13 protein-coding genes are annotated in these 13,874 nt (G+C 69.8%); 6 read left to right on the forward strand and 7 right to left on the reverse strand.

Features of this window, described 5'->3' with window-relative positions; all coding sequences use genetic code 11:
* Positions 1 to 41: 41 nt before the first annotated feature.
* Positions 42 to 632, reverse strand: a complete 591-nt coding sequence (locus OHA21_RS45095) for a DUF4190 domain-containing protein (RefSeq protein WP_328466014.1) — start codon at positions 630 to 632, stop codon at positions 42 to 44.
* Between the two features lie 212 nt (positions 633 to 844).
* Between OHA21_RS45095 and OHA21_RS45100 the strand changes: the two genes are divergently transcribed.
* On the forward strand, positions 845 to 1,495 hold the full coding sequence (locus OHA21_RS45100; protein ID WP_328466016.1) for an NADPH-dependent FMN reductase: 651 nt from the start codon (positions 845 to 847) through the stop codon (positions 1,493 to 1,495).
* Here the strand turns inward: OHA21_RS45100 and OHA21_RS45105 are convergent.
* Positions 1,488 to 3,005 carry a sulfatase family protein gene (locus tag OHA21_RS45105; RefSeq protein ID WP_328466018.1) on the reverse strand — a complete coding sequence of 506 codons (1,518 nt, stop codon included), beginning with the start codon at positions 3,003 to 3,005 and terminating at the stop codon, positions 1,488 to 1,490. The genes OHA21_RS45100 and OHA21_RS45105 overlap by 8 nt on opposite strands.
* 363 nt (positions 3,006 to 3,368) lie before the next feature.
* Here OHA21_RS45105 and OHA21_RS45110 point away from each other — a divergent pair, with 363 nt between their 5' ends.
* Positions 3,369 to 4,568, forward strand: a complete 1,200-nt coding sequence (locus OHA21_RS45110) for a cytochrome P450 family protein (protein ID WP_328466019.1) — start codon at positions 3,369 to 3,371, stop codon at positions 4,566 to 4,568.
* A 53-nt stretch (positions 4,569 to 4,621) separates the two neighbouring features.
* Here OHA21_RS45110 and OHA21_RS45115 read toward each other — a convergent pair whose 3' ends face one another.
* The gene (locus tag OHA21_RS45115) at positions 4,622 to 5,290 is read right to left on the reverse strand and encodes a DUF305 domain-containing protein (RefSeq protein ID WP_328466020.1); all 669 of its coding nucleotides are present in this window, start codon (positions 5,288 to 5,290) and stop codon (positions 4,622 to 4,624) included.
* 132 nt (positions 5,291 to 5,422) lie between these two features.
* Between OHA21_RS45115 and OHA21_RS45120 the strand changes: the two genes are divergently transcribed.
* A complete protein-coding gene (locus OHA21_RS45120; RefSeq protein ID WP_328466021.1) occupies positions 5,423 to 6,853 on the forward strand; it encodes an LVIVD repeat-containing protein in 1,431 nt (476 codons plus the stop codon).
* A 35-nt stretch (positions 6,854 to 6,888) separates the two neighbouring features.
* On the opposite strand, the gene OHA21_RS45125 is transcribed toward OHA21_RS45120, so the two are convergent.
* Both OHA21_RS45125 and OHA21_RS45130 read right to left on the reverse strand, forming a co-directional pair.
* Positions 6,889 to 8,070: a helix-turn-helix domain-containing protein gene (locus OHA21_RS45125; protein ID WP_328466022.1), complete on the reverse strand. Its 1,182-nt coding sequence runs from the start codon at positions 8,068 to 8,070 to the stop codon at positions 6,889 to 6,891.
* 39 nt (positions 8,071 to 8,109) lie between these two features.
* Positions 8,110 to 9,942, reverse strand: a complete 1,833-nt coding sequence (locus OHA21_RS45130; RefSeq protein WP_328466024.1) for a sensor domain-containing diguanylate cyclase — start codon at positions 9,940 to 9,942, stop codon at positions 8,110 to 8,112.
* A 157-nt stretch (positions 9,943 to 10,099) separates the two neighbouring features.
* On the opposite strand from OHA21_RS45130, the gene OHA21_RS45135 reads away from it, so the two are divergent.
* Together OHA21_RS45135 and OHA21_RS45140 are read left to right on the forward strand one after the other, a co-directional pair.
* Positions 10,100 to 10,396: a hypothetical protein gene (locus tag OHA21_RS45135; protein WP_328466026.1), complete on the forward strand. Its 297-nt coding sequence runs from the start codon at positions 10,100 to 10,102 to the stop codon at positions 10,394 to 10,396.
* Between the two features lie 68 nt (positions 10,397 to 10,464).
* The gene (locus OHA21_RS45140) at positions 10,465 to 11,253 is read left to right on the forward strand and encodes a hypothetical protein (protein WP_328466028.1); all 789 of its coding nucleotides are present in this window, start codon (positions 10,465 to 10,467) and stop codon (positions 11,251 to 11,253) included.
* Between the two features lie 614 nt (positions 11,254 to 11,867).
* Here OHA21_RS45140 and OHA21_RS45145 read toward each other — a convergent pair.
* Together OHA21_RS45145 and OHA21_RS45150 are read right to left on the reverse strand one after the other, a co-directional pair.
* On the reverse strand, positions 11,868 to 12,080 hold the full coding sequence (locus OHA21_RS45145; RefSeq protein ID WP_328478924.1) for a DUF397 domain-containing protein: 213 nt from the start codon (positions 12,078 to 12,080) through the stop codon (positions 11,868 to 11,870).
* Between the two features lie 40 nt (positions 12,081 to 12,120).
* Positions 12,121 to 12,969 (reverse strand): helix-turn-helix domain-containing protein, encoded by an 849-nt coding sequence (locus OHA21_RS45150; RefSeq protein WP_328466030.1) that lies wholly within the window; start codon positions 12,967 to 12,969, stop codon positions 12,121 to 12,123.
* Positions 12,970 to 13,218: 249 nt separating this feature from the next.
* Between OHA21_RS45150 and OHA21_RS45155 the strand changes: the two genes are divergently transcribed.
* Positions 13,219 to 13,860 (forward strand): GOLPH3/VPS74 family protein, encoded by a 642-nt coding sequence (locus OHA21_RS45155; protein WP_328466032.1) that lies wholly within the window; start codon positions 13,219 to 13,221, stop codon positions 13,858 to 13,860.
* Positions 13,861 to 13,874: the final 14 nt, after the last annotated feature.

Below are 13,874 nucleotides of genomic sequence, written 5' to 3' on the forward strand. Positions count from 1 at the left end.
TGCAGCGGGCCCGGGGGCCGGCCGCCGGCTGGCCGATCTGCCTAGGCTGCGCTGAAGACGGCGCTGAGCCCGCCCAGCACCGCGATCAGGATCGCCGGGCCGATCAGGATGTAGCCCAGGACCAGACCGGCCACGGCCATGCCCTGCCCGGACTTCTCGCCGCGCTTGGTCTCGGCGAGCCCGATGTGGCCGAAGATCACCGCGAGCAGCGACGGGATGCCCCAGGCGCAGAAGACCAGCAGCAGCCCGACGATGCCGAGAACCATCGAGGCCACCGCCCAGCCGGACGTGGGCGGGCCCATGTGGCCGACGACCATCGGCTGATACATCGGCGGCGCCGGATAGCCCTTCTGGGGGTAGCCCGCCGGCGACTGCGGATAACCGGACACCGGCGGCGCGGAGTAGGGCGGCGAGTAGGGCTGCGGCGGGAACGGCGCGGTCGGAGGCGCGCTGTCCGGCGCCGGATAGGGCGGCTGCGGCGAGTAGGCCTGGGTGGGCGGCGCGCTGTCCGGAGCGGGGTACGGCGGCAGCGGCTGATACGGGTCGTAGGCCGGCTGCTGCCCGGGGTCGTACCCCGGCTGCTGCCCGAACGGTTGCGTCGGGTCGTTCGGCGGCGGGGTGGGCTGCGACATCGGATCCACGTTCCTGCGCAAGAGGGCGGAACTTGGACCGGTCCCCACCCGTTTGGACCGTCTGCCCATGCTGCCCGCCGCGGCGTCGGCCTGACTAGCCACCGAGACCCATTCGGTACGAAAGTCGGCCCCGATCCAGCCGCTCGGCGACAACCCGAACGCGTCCGCGCCGAGGCCCGGATCAGCGCTCGCCGGGCCGTATCGTCGGGCGCATGACGCGCGTCCTGCTCATCTCGGGAAGCACCCGCGACGGATCCCTGCACACCGCTGCCCTGCGCACCGCAGCGAGGTACGCCCCACCGGAGATCACCGCCGTCCGGTACGACGGACTGGCCGACCTGCCCGCGTTCGTCCCCGGCGACCCCGCTCCCGCCCTGGCCGTCACCAACCTGCGCCGCCGGGTCCTCGACACGGACGCGGTGCTCTTCTGCACCCCGGAGTACGCGGGCTCGCTCCCCGGCAGCCTGAAGAACCTGCTCGACTGGCTGGTCGACGGTGGCGAGCTGACCGGCCGCCCGGCCGCCTGGCTGTCCGTCGTCGCGCCGGGGCAGGACGACGGCGCCCGTACCGGGCTGGAATCCGTGCTCGGCCATGCCGGCGCGCGCCTGCTCCGCCCGGCCTGCATCCGGGTCCCGCTGGAGATCGGCACGGTCGACGGCGAGGGCATCGTCACCGACCCGCGGCTGCACGTGGCGCTGCAGGACATGCTGCACGCCCTGATGCGCTGCCTGGCCGAGCCGCAGGCCCGTCCGCAGCCGTCCTGGCAGGCGCATTCGAGCGTCTACCCGGTGCTGCAGCGGCAGGACGCGCCGTCGTTCCGGGTCGGCGGTCAGCGCCCGCCGTGGGCCGGTCCGGTCAGCTGATCCGCCCGGCCGCCCAGCACGCCTCCGGCCCGGCGCAGGTGGTCAGCTCCACCAGCGCCTTGTCCAGTTCGGCGATCCGGGCCGGCGTCAGGGTGCGGGCCAGGTTGCGCAGCTGGAGCGGGTCGGTCTTGCGGTCGTAGTACTCGCGGGAGCCGTCGACGTACTTGACGTACGTGTAGCGGGTGGTCCGCAGCGCGTCGTAGGCCGGCGGGATGTTCGGGCTGTCGTACGTGTAGTCCGGGTCCAGCGGGTCGGTGGCCGGGTCCCGGTGCTCGATCAGCGCGGTGGTACGCCACCCGCCCGGCGTCTCGCCGTCGAAGAGCGGCCTGATGCTGCGCCCGTCGACCTCGCCGGGCTGCGCCAGGCCGGCCAGGTCGGCGAAGGTGGGCCGCAGGTCGATGTTCTCCACGATGGCGTCGACCGCCCGCCCGGCCCCCACACCCGCGCCCGCGACGACCAGCGGCACGTTGATGTCGGTGTCGAAGGCGGTCTGCTTGCCGGAGGGCAGCCGGTACTCGCCCATGTGGTAGCCGTTGTCGGAGGCGAAGACCACCACGGTCCGGTCGGCGACACCCGCCTTGGTGAGGGTGGCCCGCAGCGAGCCGACCATCCGGTCGATCGACTGGACCGACTGCACCCGCTTGCGGAACTCGTTGTCGATCCGGGCCTTGCGTGCCGCGGTCAGGGACTTGACCTGCCGGAGCCAGGCCGGCGCGTCCGAGGGCAGCTTGTTGTACGCGGCCGTGCGCGGCGCCTTCAGCCCGGGGAACGACTCGGCGTCGCGAGGTGCGGGGGTGTAGGGGCTGTGCGGCGCGTACGTCGAGACCTCCACCATGAACGGCGTCCCGGTCGCCGCCGAGGTGGTGATGAAGTCGGAGGCCTTCGCCGAGAGCACGTCCGTGAGGTAGTCCTGCGGCTTGTTGCCGTACGCCCGAACCTGGTTGTTCTCGTTCAGCGTGTAGTTGAAGTTGTTGTACGCGTTACCACCGGCGAACCACTGGTCCCAGCCCGGCGGCACATACGGCTGACCGGTGCCGAGCGGGTTCTTCGTCTGGTACTCGTTGAGGTACTTGCCGAGGAACGCGGTCCGGTACCCGGCCGCCTGCAGATCGGTGGCGAAGGTCGACTTCTCCTCGCCCCGGCTGTAGAAGAGCCGGAACCCGCCGTCCGACCCGTGGTTCTTGAAGATGCCGGTGTTGTGCGGGAACTGCCCCTTGAGCATCGACGCCCGCGACGGGCAGCACAGCGAGTCGGTCACCGTGTAGTTGGTGAACGTCGTGCCCTCCTTCTGCAGGGCGAGCACGTTCGGCATGTACTGCACCAGGTTCTTCGACAGGTCGTCGGTCAGCACCAGCACGATGTTGGTCTTGGACGATGCCGATTCGGTGCGGCCGGGACGAGCCACCGCGAAGGCGACACCGCGTCCGTTCTGCGGGGCGCACGCTGCTGTGGCCAGCAGAGACGTGAACGCGAGGAGAACACTGAGGGCGCGGCGAGGGCGAGAAGTCATGGTGTTGCGGCTACTCCGTCCCGGAAGGGTTGACCTCAGGAGGGTAATCGGCCGCGCGGAGGCGGGGCAGACGACCAGTCCGGTTCCCAGCCCAACGGATGTTTACCTGACGCTGAGATGATCTTTAAGAATGTCTCAACGGCCCGATCGGAGCCGGACTATCGGCGGATAGTGGACGCCCATGGACAGCAATCAGCCGCGGCCGCGCCGTCCCCGCCGCATCGAGTCCCGCCGCCCGCGCCTGCCGCTGCGCCCACCACGTTCACCCCGCGGCGTGCGGACCGAGCGCCCGCGCGGAGCGTGACCCCGCAAGACATCGACGGGTATCGTCGGGGTCCGGTGCACGGGGGCTCGGAGGGCGCGATGACGCAGGAACTCCAGATCGATTTCACCGACCCGGCGTTCCAGGCCGACCCACACCCGGTGTACGCGCAGTGGCGCCGTACCGGACCGGTCCGCCGTACCCGGTTGCCCAGCGGCCTGTCCGCCTGGCTGGTGACGCGGTACGAGGACGCCCGCAGAGCCCTGGCCGACCCGCGCCTGTCCAAGCAGTCCGCCTTCTCGGTTGGCTCCTCCTCGACGGCGAACCGGCCGTCCGGCCCGGCCGGGGTGCTGTCCCGGCACATGCTCGCCGTCGACCCGCCGGATCACACCCGGCTGCGCCGCCTGGTGTCGGCCGCGTTCACCGCCCGCCGCATCGAGGGCCTGCGCCCGCGGATCGAGGAGATCACCGGTGACCTGCTGGACGCGATGGCGGGCGGCGAGCGGGCGGACCTGATCGATGCGTTCGCCTTCCCGCTGCCGATCCAGGTCATCTGCGAGCTGCTCGGTGTCCCGCCCGGCGACCGGGACGCGTTCCGCGAGTGGTCGAACGTGATCGTCGCCGGGTCGCAGTCCGGTGACCGGCTGGAGCCGGCGATCCGGGCCATGGTCGGCTACATCCTGGCGCTGCTCGCCGAGCGGCGGACCAGCCCCGGCGACGACCTGCTCTCCGGTCTGATCCAGGTGCGCGACGAACAGGACCGGCTCACCGAGGCGGAGCTCTCCTCGATGGTGTTCCTGCTGCTGATCGCCGGGCATGAGACCACCGTCAACCTGATCGGCAACGGCGCCTACCTGCTGCTGCGGGAACGCGACCGGTGGGAGCGGCTGCGCGCCGAGCCCGGCCTGCTCCCCACCGCGATCGAGGAGTTCCTGCGGTTCGAGGGGCCGGTCGAGACCTCCACCTTCCGGGTCGCCACCGAGGACCTGGAAATCGGCGGTGTCACCGTCTCGGCCGGCGACCCGGTCGTGGTCGTCCTGCTGTCGGCGAACCGGGACGGCGACCGGTTCCCGGCGGCCGACGAACTGCGTCTGGACCGTACGCAGAATCCGCACCTGGCGTTCGGGCACGGCATCCACTACTGCCTCGGCGCCCCGCTGGCGCGCCTGGAGACGCAGGTGGCCTTCACCGCGCTGCTGGCCCGCCACCCCGGCCTGCGGCTCGCGGTCCCGCCGGAAGACCTGCGCTGGCGTCCCGGCCTGCTGCTGCGCGGCCTCGAGACCCTTCCGGTGCTGCTGTAGGGCCCGGCGGCTGCGGCTGACCGCCGGAAATGGCCGTGTTCCACCACAGTGGATTAAGTCACATTGAGGTCGGCCATCCGCCGGATCTCGGTCACCTGCTCGACGATCGTCTCATTGGCCAGTTCGGACAGTCGCTGATCGGCTCCGCCGCGTAACACGTCGCCGGCCATCTGCCGGGCGCCCTCGTGGTGCGCGGTCATCATCGTGACGAACCGGCGGTCGAAATCGGCGCCCTTCGAGGCGGTCAGTTCAGCGATCGCCGCCTCGGTCTGCATGCCCGGCATCGTGGCGTGGTCGTGCTTCGGGTCGCTCTCCGGTTGACCGCGATCGCGCAGCCAGGAGCGCATCGCCACGATCTCGGGCTGCTGCGCGGCGCTGATCCGGCCGGCGATGCCGAGCACGCCGGGGTTCTCGGCGCGGCCGGGGGCCAGGTCGGCCATCTGCACGGCCTGCGTGTGGTGGACGATCATCATCTGCACGTACGCCACGTCGATCGCGTTGTAGGCCGTGTCGTCGGGTGCCTGAATCTGATCAGAATCGGCCACCCTCGCTGATTCGCCGGGGCGACCGGGGATCAGCACCTGAACCTTCGAGGTGGACGGGGAGGGCGCGGCGGCGGTCGGCTGGTCGTCGCCCGTACCCCTGCTGAGCAGGGCAATCGTGCCCGCCGCGAGGAGGGCGGCGGCCGCGGCGGCGAGGCTCAGGGCGCGTCGGCGATTCATGAATACCTTTCCGGCCGGGTCACCCACGATCGGCCTTCGGCGACTATCGTAACGACCGACATCGCTGTCACCGGCGGTGCGTGCGACACGACTCGACGTGTCGCCGGTGGCTTCGTAGCCGGAAGGAGCTTCATGAAGCACCCTGCCCCACGAGGGCGACTTAGAAGTCTGGCCTCTGTCGGTGCCGCGGCTGTTCTACTGAGCTTCCTCGTCACCGCGCCGGCTCAGGCCGGCGTCGCCGACATCCCGGGCGTCGACGAGATCGTCAGCAGCCCCAACCTGAAGTTGATCGCCAACGAGCCGAAATCCGACCTCTTCGCGGCGGAGTCCGCGTACAACAGCGACATCGCCTTCCAGGGCAAGTATGCGTACGCCGGCAACTTCCTCGGTTTCACCGTTTACGACATCAGCAACCCGAAGAACCCGGAGATCGCCAAGCAGGTGCTCTGCCCCGGTTCGCAGAACGACATCTCGGTCTACGGTGACCTGCTCTTCCTGGCCACCGACTCGATCCGCAACGACGACTCCTGCGAGAGCGTCGCGGTGCCCAACAGCGCACCGGCCGAGACGCCGCGCTGGGAGGGCATCAAGGTCTTCGACATCAGCGACCCGCGCAACCCGCAGTACGTGTCGGCAGTTAAGACCGACTGCGGTTCGCACACGCTGACCCTGGTTCCGGGCAAGCACCGGGACAAGTCGGTCTACGTCTACGTCTCCTCCTACAACCTCGACACCAAGGATCTGCCGAACTGCGCGCTGCCGCACGACAAGATCTCGATCGTCAAGGTTCCGCTGAGGAGCCCGGAGGCGGCCGCTCTGGTGGCCACGCCGGTGCTCTTCCCGGACGGGGGCTTCCCCGGCAGCGAGACCGGTTCGGCGACGACCGGTTGCCACGACATCACGGCCTACCCGCAGCGCGACATCGCGGCCGGCGCCTGCATGGGCGACGGTGTTCTCTTCGACATCTCGAACCCGGTGCACCCCAAGGTGATCACCACGGTCCGGGACACGGAGAACTTCGCGTTCTGGCACTCGGCGACGTTCAACAACAACGCCACCAAGGTCGTCTTCACCGACGAGCTCGGCGGCGGCGTGGGCGCGGTCTGCAACCCCGAGACGGGTCCGAACCGCGGGGCCGACGCGATCTACGACATCGTCGGTAAGGGCAAGAAGGCGAAGTTCGCGTTCCGCAGCTACTTCAAGATCCCGCGGGAGAACGCGGACACCGAGAACTGCGTGGCCCACAACGGCTCGCTGATCCCGGTTGCCGGGCGGGACATCATGGTGCAGGCCTGGTACCAGGGCGGCATCTCGATCTGGGACTTCACCAACTCCCGCAAGCCGGTCGAGATCGCGTACTGGGAGCGGGGACCGATCAGCCTGGAGCGTTCGATCCTGGCGGGTTCCTGGTCGGCGTACTGGTACAACGGCCACATCTACTCGAACGACATCCAGAAGGGTCTGGACGTCCTCGAGGTCAGCGACCGCCGGATCGACCGGGCCGAGCGGAAGCGCACCTGGCAGTTCAACGCGCAGACCCAGGACGACTTCCGTCGCTGGTGATCTGAGCTGAGCAACAGCGAGGCGGGTCCGGCCGGTCAGCCGGCCGGATCCGCCGAGCGTGCCCAGGTCCGCAGCGCCCACCACCAGCGCACCGTCTCCAGCACCGTGAGCTGCGCCTCGGCCGCGCCGAACTCGGTCAGCTCCCGCAGCCGGCGCAACCGGTATCGCACGGTGTTCGGATGCAGGTGCAGCGACTCAGCGGTCCGGTCCAGCCGCTGCCCGCGATCGAGATATGCCAGGGCGGTCCCGACCAGGTCGCGGTGGAACTCGTCGGCCGGATCGAGCCGGGCGAGCAGCTCGTCACGCAGAAAGCCGGCCAGCATCGGCTGCCCGGCCAGCGCACTCTCGCCGGCCAGGCGCACCACGCTGTGCGCCCCGGACAGACCCAGGTCGCGAGCCGCGAGCAGCGCGGTCCGGGCGAGGGTGTGCGCCTCCGCAGCCTGATTCAGGGGTACGGGCGGAGTGCTCACGATCAACGCCGGCGCCGCCGCCCCGAACCCGGGCAGCCGCGGCGTCACCCCGCTGAGCCGTCCGCCGACCGGGGCCAGCACCCCGCCGCAGCGCGCGAACGCCTGCTCGAGCTCCCGTACCCCGGCCGGATCGGCGGCATCCGAGACCACGCAGTGATACCGGCCGTCCGCGTCGAGCCCGAACTGCCCCGGATCGCCGCCGCCACCGTCCTGGCCGAACAGCAGCCCACGAAGGAACCGGATCCGGGCCGCCCGGCGGTCGATGTCGAGGTGCCGCTCGGCCGTCCGGTAACCGTCCAGGACGTGCCGTTCCAGCGCGTTGCCGTACCGGTCGAGGCGGAGCAGGCCGTGCAGCAGCACGTCGTCCGGCAACCCTGCGGTCCGGCCGCGGACGATGGCGATCTCCAGGATCCGGCTGCGTCCCGCGTGCGCCCCGGAGAGCAGCGCAGCCACCGGGATGCCGAGCGCCGCGCCCTCCGCACCGAACCGCAGCGCCTCGCTGAAGTCGTCGTCGCCGTCCTCGCCGGCTCGCAGGAACGCGTGGCAGCCCGCCTGGATCAGCGCCGCGACGTGGCGCCGGCTCTCCTCGAGCGGCAGCCGGGCCGCCTCCGGTGACTGTGCCCGGGCGGCCGCGACCACGTCATCGACCAGCCGCGCGTCCGCCGCCAGGCCATGCACCAGCGCCGCGAGCGCCCGGGACGTGGTGGTCGCCGCTCGCGGGGCCGTGGCCGCCGCTTCGTGATCCATGGGTTACCGCAAGGTAACAGCCGCGGACATCGATGGGAATCACGCGTCTGCGGGCTGTTGCTGTTCCCGTCGCTCGGCCCTGCGCTGGTTCTTCCTCCGGTACATCGCGGCGTCCGCCTGTCGCAGCAGATCATCGCCGTCGCCCGGCTCACCGGCCGAGACCCCGATGCTGGCCCCGACGGTGAGCCAGGTCTGCCCGATCATCATCGGCTCGGCCAGCACCGCGGCGATCTGCTCGGCGAGCTGCCCCGACTCCGTCACGCCGGTGCCGGGCAGCAGAACGGCGAACTCGTCACCACCCAGCCGGGCCGCCACCTCGCCGCGGCCGAGCAGCCCGGTGAGCCGCTCCGCGACCGTACGCAATACCTGGTCCCCGGCATGGTGACCGTGCCGGTCGTTGATCTCCTTGAAGCCGTCCAGGTCGATCAGCAGCATGCCGACCGCGCCGGTCGCCTCGGTCAGCCGCCGGTGCAGCAGCACCCGGTTGCCGAGCCCGGTCAGCGCGTCGTGGGTGGCCTGCCGCTCCAGCTCGTCGTTCAGGGCACGGGCCTCGGTGGCGTCCCGCGCGTTCAGGACCACGCCGCGGACGCTCGGGTTGTGCCGCAGGTCGGTGCTGACGATGTCCATCCACCGGTACGAGCCGTCGGCGTGCCGCCACCGCACCTGCATGGTGATGCCGGTTCCCGGGTGAGCGGCGAGTCGCCGCTCGAGCACGCTGACCCGCGGCACGTCGTCCGGATGCGTACGCGCGTGCAGCACCTGACCCACCAGGTCCTCGGCCGGGATGCCCAGCACCCGCTGGGCCGCCGGGCTGGCGTAACTGACCGTGCTGCTGCCGTCGATGACCAGGGTCAGGTCGGAGGTGTGCTGCACCAGCGCGCGGAACCGCTCGCTCTGCTCGTCGATCTGGCTGAGCAGCCGCTCGTTGTCCCGCAGCGCGGCGACCTGGCGGCCGAGCACCAGGGCGGTGATCGCCGCGGTGCCGATCGCGACACCCCAGACCCGCAGGTCGATCATCCCGTCGCGGAGCGAGACGACGAGCAGCACCTGGGTCGCGATCACCGCGAGGTACGGCATCCGGCTCGACCGCCGGCCGAGCATCGCGTTCTGCCGCTCGGCCAGGCGCCGGACCTGGGACTGCTGCAGCCGCAGGCTGAACGCGGTGAGCACGCACGGCAGCAGCTGCACCACGGTCATCAGGCCGGGCCCCGGGTCGCCGAGCAGCCCGGTCGTGACCGGCGCGGCCAGCGCGGTGCCCGCCACCCCGAAGCTCGCCAGCACCCCGGCTGTCCGGGTGAACGGCGCCGTCCCACTGAGAATCAACTTGAGCAGGCCGAACGTGATGAGCAGCATGACCACCGCGGTCGCCGAGGCGGCCCATCGGTCGGCCGCCTGCCTGCCGCTGAGCTCGGTCGCCAGCAGGAAGTACCAGAGGAAGACCGCGACGGCGGTGAGCACGGTCGCCGCGTCGAACCAGAGTCGCAGACGCTGCCGCCCGACGCCGACGAGCGGGTGCCGCAGCGTCGCCGCGACCACGGTCGCCATGCCGACCACCACGAAGGCGGTCTGGACCAGGCTGATCCGGGTCGAGCCGGGCTGGGCGAGCATCAGCACGGTCTGGTACGTGTCACCGACCGCACAGGAGGCACAGGCGAGCAGCACCACCCGCCAGAACCGGCGTCCGTCCGCGGTCATCTCCGCGTGGGTCGCCAGCCGCCAGGCGAAGTACGCCATTGCGATGTCGATGCCGGCCTGCAGGACCCACGGCGTGACGGCGCCGCCGGGCCCGAGGAGGAACCAGGGCGCCAGCAGCACGCCGAGCGCCACGAGCGCCAGCAGGACGGGGTCCTTGGCTTCCGCTCGCATCCGCATGACGGCCCCCATCGGCGGCGCGGGTGCCGAGGTGAGAAAAGGCTTGGCCGCGTGCCGCGAGAGTTATCCGATACACGAACTCAATGGCCGCCTCCAACGGGTGACGCTCGCGCGCGGCGAACAGGCGTTTTAGGGGTTTATGCGTAGTTTTGTAGCCATGGAGAAGACCGCTGGGCGCACCTCGGTGCTGCGGTCTTTCCCCGTTCTCCTGGCGTTGCTCCTCGCCCTCCTCGGCGCGCCGGTCCAGGCCACGGCCTCGGTCCCGGGACAGTCCGCCGGACCCGTCGTCAGCAGCGTCATCAGCGACGACGCAGCACCACGGGCGGCTTCGGCTGAGGTTTCGGACGCTGTCACGCGTACCCCGGAAAGCCACATCCCGGACCTCACGCGTGCCCTCCGCACCCAGCTCTTCGCCGGCGTCGCCGGCTCCCGCGCTCCTCCTTCCGCAGCCTGACCTGCGGGCGGCGCCCTCGCCGTCCCGGGTCCCCGTGCGCCCATACCTGCGGAACCGAGGACATCGCCATGAACATGCTTGCCGAAATGCTGCTGACCGAGCCCGCCCCGGTGGCCATCTGGGTCGTCCTGATGCTGCTCACCCTGCCCGCCCTGGTGGTGCTCGCCAGCCCGCACGGTGTGCGCAACCCGCGCCTCGCCCTGATCGAGACGGTGACCTTCCTGCGCAAGCGCGAGGAGCGCCGGGAGCAGGAGCGCGCCCGGCGCCGCCAGGAGGCGGCGCAGGCGGTGCGTTACGCCGAGGAGATCCAGGTGGCGGCCGACCAGGCGGGGTACGCGGTGCAGCGCTGGCAGGGCCACTGGGAGGCGGCCGCCGAGCAGGTCGACGCGACCTGGCAGGCCTGGCAGGACGCCGAGGCGCGCTGGGCCCGCAGCCAGGCCACAGCGGCCTTCGGCACGCCGTTCACAGCCCAGAACCCGGCGGAGTACGCGGACCGCGAGCGCTTCCTGCACCGGGCCGTCCACGCCGCCGCCGACCGTGGCGAACTGCCTGCCGACGCCGTCGCCGACGCGCTGAGCGGCCGGGGCGGATGGGATGCCCGGCTGCACCCCGTCGAGCAGGAGCTGGCCCTTCACCGGGCGAGCCGCGCCCACCTGCAGTCGCTGCACCGCGACGCGGTCGCGGCCGAGCGCGCGGCCTGGCACGACGCCCAGCTGGCCCGGCGCAGCCGCGACAGCCTCCGCCGCGAGGCCACCATCGCCGAAGCCCGCGCCGCAGTGGCCCGGCACCTGCTCCCGCCGGCCACCACAGCCGAGCCGGAAGGCATCCGCCGTTCAGCCCTCGCCGGCGCCGCCTGATCGCCTGTCGCCGGCCTTTCACCTGCGGGGTGCGGCATCTGAACTTCCAGGTCGCGGGCCGTACACCGGCCGTCGCGCCCGGCTGAGAGCCGGTGCGGCACCGAAACGGCCGATCAGCCGCCGGTGATCAATAGCGGCCAGATCCACTTCCGGGCCGCTCCCAGCCGACCGTCGCGGGCGGCCGCACGAACCTGGCCGGCCATGATCGTTCGACTTCACAGCCGGTAGCGCCTTGTCCGCTGATGGTCACTGCCGCCTGCGGCACCGCTGCCCGCTGGGTGCGCTCGGTGAGCCGGGACGCCCCAAAAGAGTGATGCCCTTGAACGTCCTGCATGTTCTTCGAAGGTGGGCAGCATCCAAACGGGTGGTCTCGTGGAACTCCAAAAGCCCTGCTGGATCGCCGGCAAAAGATGCTCGCCGGTTTCTTCGCGCATTCGGCTGGAATGCGAATGGCCGGAAACGCGTATCGGCCCTGCCGCGCTTCGGCGGCAGGGCGTGGGGTGAGTGTCCGGCGTCCCCCGAATGAGGGACGCCGCAACACCCGTCAAGTCGCACATCGCGGAAGTAGACCTTGTCTCCGGGGCTTCCATCGGTGCGCGCCTATCGCTAGGCTCTCACGTGATATCGAATTCGCCGTCCTTGGCAGAGTCCACGAAGGCGGTCCACTCCGCCGGCGTGAACATGAGAGCTGGGCCCGTCCGGTTCTTGCTGTCACGGACGGCGATTCCCTGGTCGAGGAATGCGACCTCGACACAGTTGCTACCACCGCTACCGTTACTGCGACTGCCCTTTTTCCAGACGGCACCGTCAAGTTGGTGCGCGAGCAACTCAAGCACCTCCCTTCGATCTGAGAATCCTTCGGGAGTGCTACGCGACGAGCAGGTCCTCGATCATCTTTATGGTGGTCCGATGGTCGAGCGCCTTGGCGCTCATTCGCTCGAACTCCTGCCGGTACCGGGCAACCTCGTTTGGTTGCTCTTCGTAATAGTCTCCCGCAATGCCTTCGAGGTAGACAACATCCAAATGGGTGGTCTCGCGGAACTCCAAAAGTGCTGCTGGACCGCCTAGGAACAGATGTTCGCCGGCACTGAACGGCATGATCTGCAGCGTTACATTCGGTAACTTAGCCGCTTCGATCAAATGCTCTAGTTGCCCCGTCATCACGTCCTCGCCGCCGATGACGCGGCGCACCACGGACTCGTCGATGATGGCGGAGAGCTCCAGCGGCCGGTCCCCACCGAGCCGGCTCTGCCTGGTCAGGCGCAATGCGACGCGCCTGTCGATGTGATGGTCGGAGTCGGAGGCGCGACCGGTCTTGATCAGAGCGCGCATGTACGCCTCGGTCTGCAGCAGCCCCGGCACGAGGATCGGTTCCCAGGTCCGCATGGACGAGGCGGCGGCCTCCAGCCCCACGAAGTTCCCCGGCCGCAGGATGTCGCGGTAGTCGGTCCACCAGGTGCGCTCGCGGGACAGCCGGGCCAGCTCCACCATCGCCTCGCGATAGCCCTGATCCCGCACGTTGTAGAGAGTGAGCAGGTCCCTGACGTCCCGCGGGGTGACAGCGACCCGCGCCGTCTCGATCCGGGTGACCTTGGCAGCGTGCCACTCGAAATGCCGGGAGACGTCCTGCTGGGTGAGCCCGGCAGCCTCACGGCATCGTTTGAGCTCCGCGCCCAGCCGGCGGCGTCGCAGCGTCGGACCCTCGATATCGGACACCTGGACTCCCTACGGTCCTGATGCAGTCGATATTACGACCGATTCTTCACGATCCCGGTCTCCCCATTCATGATCGTGCTTCCCATGATCGCAAATCGGGTGGTGAGCTGCGGGGCCTGAATAAGAAGTCTAGTACTTCTTGTATTGACCTTGCTGTTGGGTACATGATGCTGCGGACATCGAGTTCTGTCTTGTTTCCTACATTTGGAAAAATGATCATTGAACTGGCGTCTAAGGGGCGTGGGCGGAGTGTTGGCTGACCAGTACTACCTGATCGCACACGAGGACCGCACCGGTCGGTCCCGGCTACATCCCCGTGCAACCGGCCTGGGCCTGGCCGCAGCATTATTGGCCGAACTCGTCCTGGAAGGCCGTATAGGTGTTACCGACGGCGACATTTTCGTTCTTGATCGGCATCCGACGAGAGATGCGCTGGAACACGACATTCTTGATCTTCTGATCGCTCAGCCGCAGCACCGCGACGTGCGTACCTGGCTTGCTTTTCTTTCCCAGGATGCTGCCCTGCGGGTGGGCGAGCGACTGATGCGGCTCGGCGCGGTCGAGCCGGTGACCCGCCGCCGGATGCTGGGCGCCTCACACACCCTCTACATGCCGAACAGCGCGCAGCAGCGCAATGCTGCCGCCTGGGCCTCCACTCGCCTCGCCAACCTGCTGATCCGTGGCATGGAGCTGAGCGTCACCGATCGGGTGCTGGTCAGCCTGGTCTCCGCAACCGGCCTCACCCGCCACGTGCTGTACGGCTTCGAGATGTATCCGCAGGCGTTCCAGTACGTGCCGAACGCTGCGGCCTCGCTGCCGAGCGATCTCCGGGAGCTGGTCGACTACACCGAAGCCTCGATCGGTTCGGTGCTGACCGCTGGCCGCCGATGACCTCCGTCGGGCGC

The sequence above is a fragment of the Actinoplanes sp. NBC_00393 genome (genome assembly GCF_036053395.1).
In the GTDB taxonomy this organism is placed as follows: domain Bacteria; phylum Actinomycetota; class Actinomycetes; order Mycobacteriales; family Micromonosporaceae; genus Actinoplanes.

Coding starts and splice junctions, on each gene's coding strand:
- OHA21_RS45095 (WP_328466014.1), bottom strand. CDS start 632: ATGTCGCAGCCCACCCCGCCGCCGAACGACCCGACGCAACCGTTCGGG.
- OHA21_RS45100 (WP_328466016.1), top strand. CDS start 845: ATGACGCGCGTCCTGCTCATCTCGGGAAGCACCCGCGACGGATCCCTG.
- OHA21_RS45105 (WP_328466018.1), bottom strand. CDS start 3,005: ATGACTTCTCGCCCTCGCCGCGCCCTCAGTGTTCTCCTCGCGTTCACG.
- OHA21_RS45110 (WP_328466019.1), top strand. CDS start 3,369: ATGACGCAGGAACTCCAGATCGATTTCACCGACCCGGCGTTCCAGGCC.
- OHA21_RS45115 (WP_328466020.1), bottom strand. CDS start 5,290: ATGAATCGCCGACGCGCCCTGAGCCTCGCCGCCGCGGCCGCCGCCCTC.
- OHA21_RS45120 (WP_328466021.1), top strand. CDS start 5,423: ATGAAGCACCCTGCCCCACGAGGGCGACTTAGAAGTCTGGCCTCTGTC.
- OHA21_RS45125 (WP_328466022.1), bottom strand. CDS start 8,070: ATGGATCACGAAGCGGCGGCCACGGCCCCGCGAGCGGCGACCACCACG.
- OHA21_RS45130 (WP_328466024.1), bottom strand. CDS start 9,942: ATGCGGATGCGAGCGGAAGCCAAGGACCCCGTCCTGCTGGCGCTCGTG.
- OHA21_RS45135 (WP_328466026.1), top strand. CDS start 10,100: ATGGAGAAGACCGCTGGGCGCACCTCGGTGCTGCGGTCTTTCCCCGTT.
- OHA21_RS45140 (WP_328466028.1), top strand. CDS start 10,465: ATGAACATGCTTGCCGAAATGCTGCTGACCGAGCCCGCCCCGGTGGCC.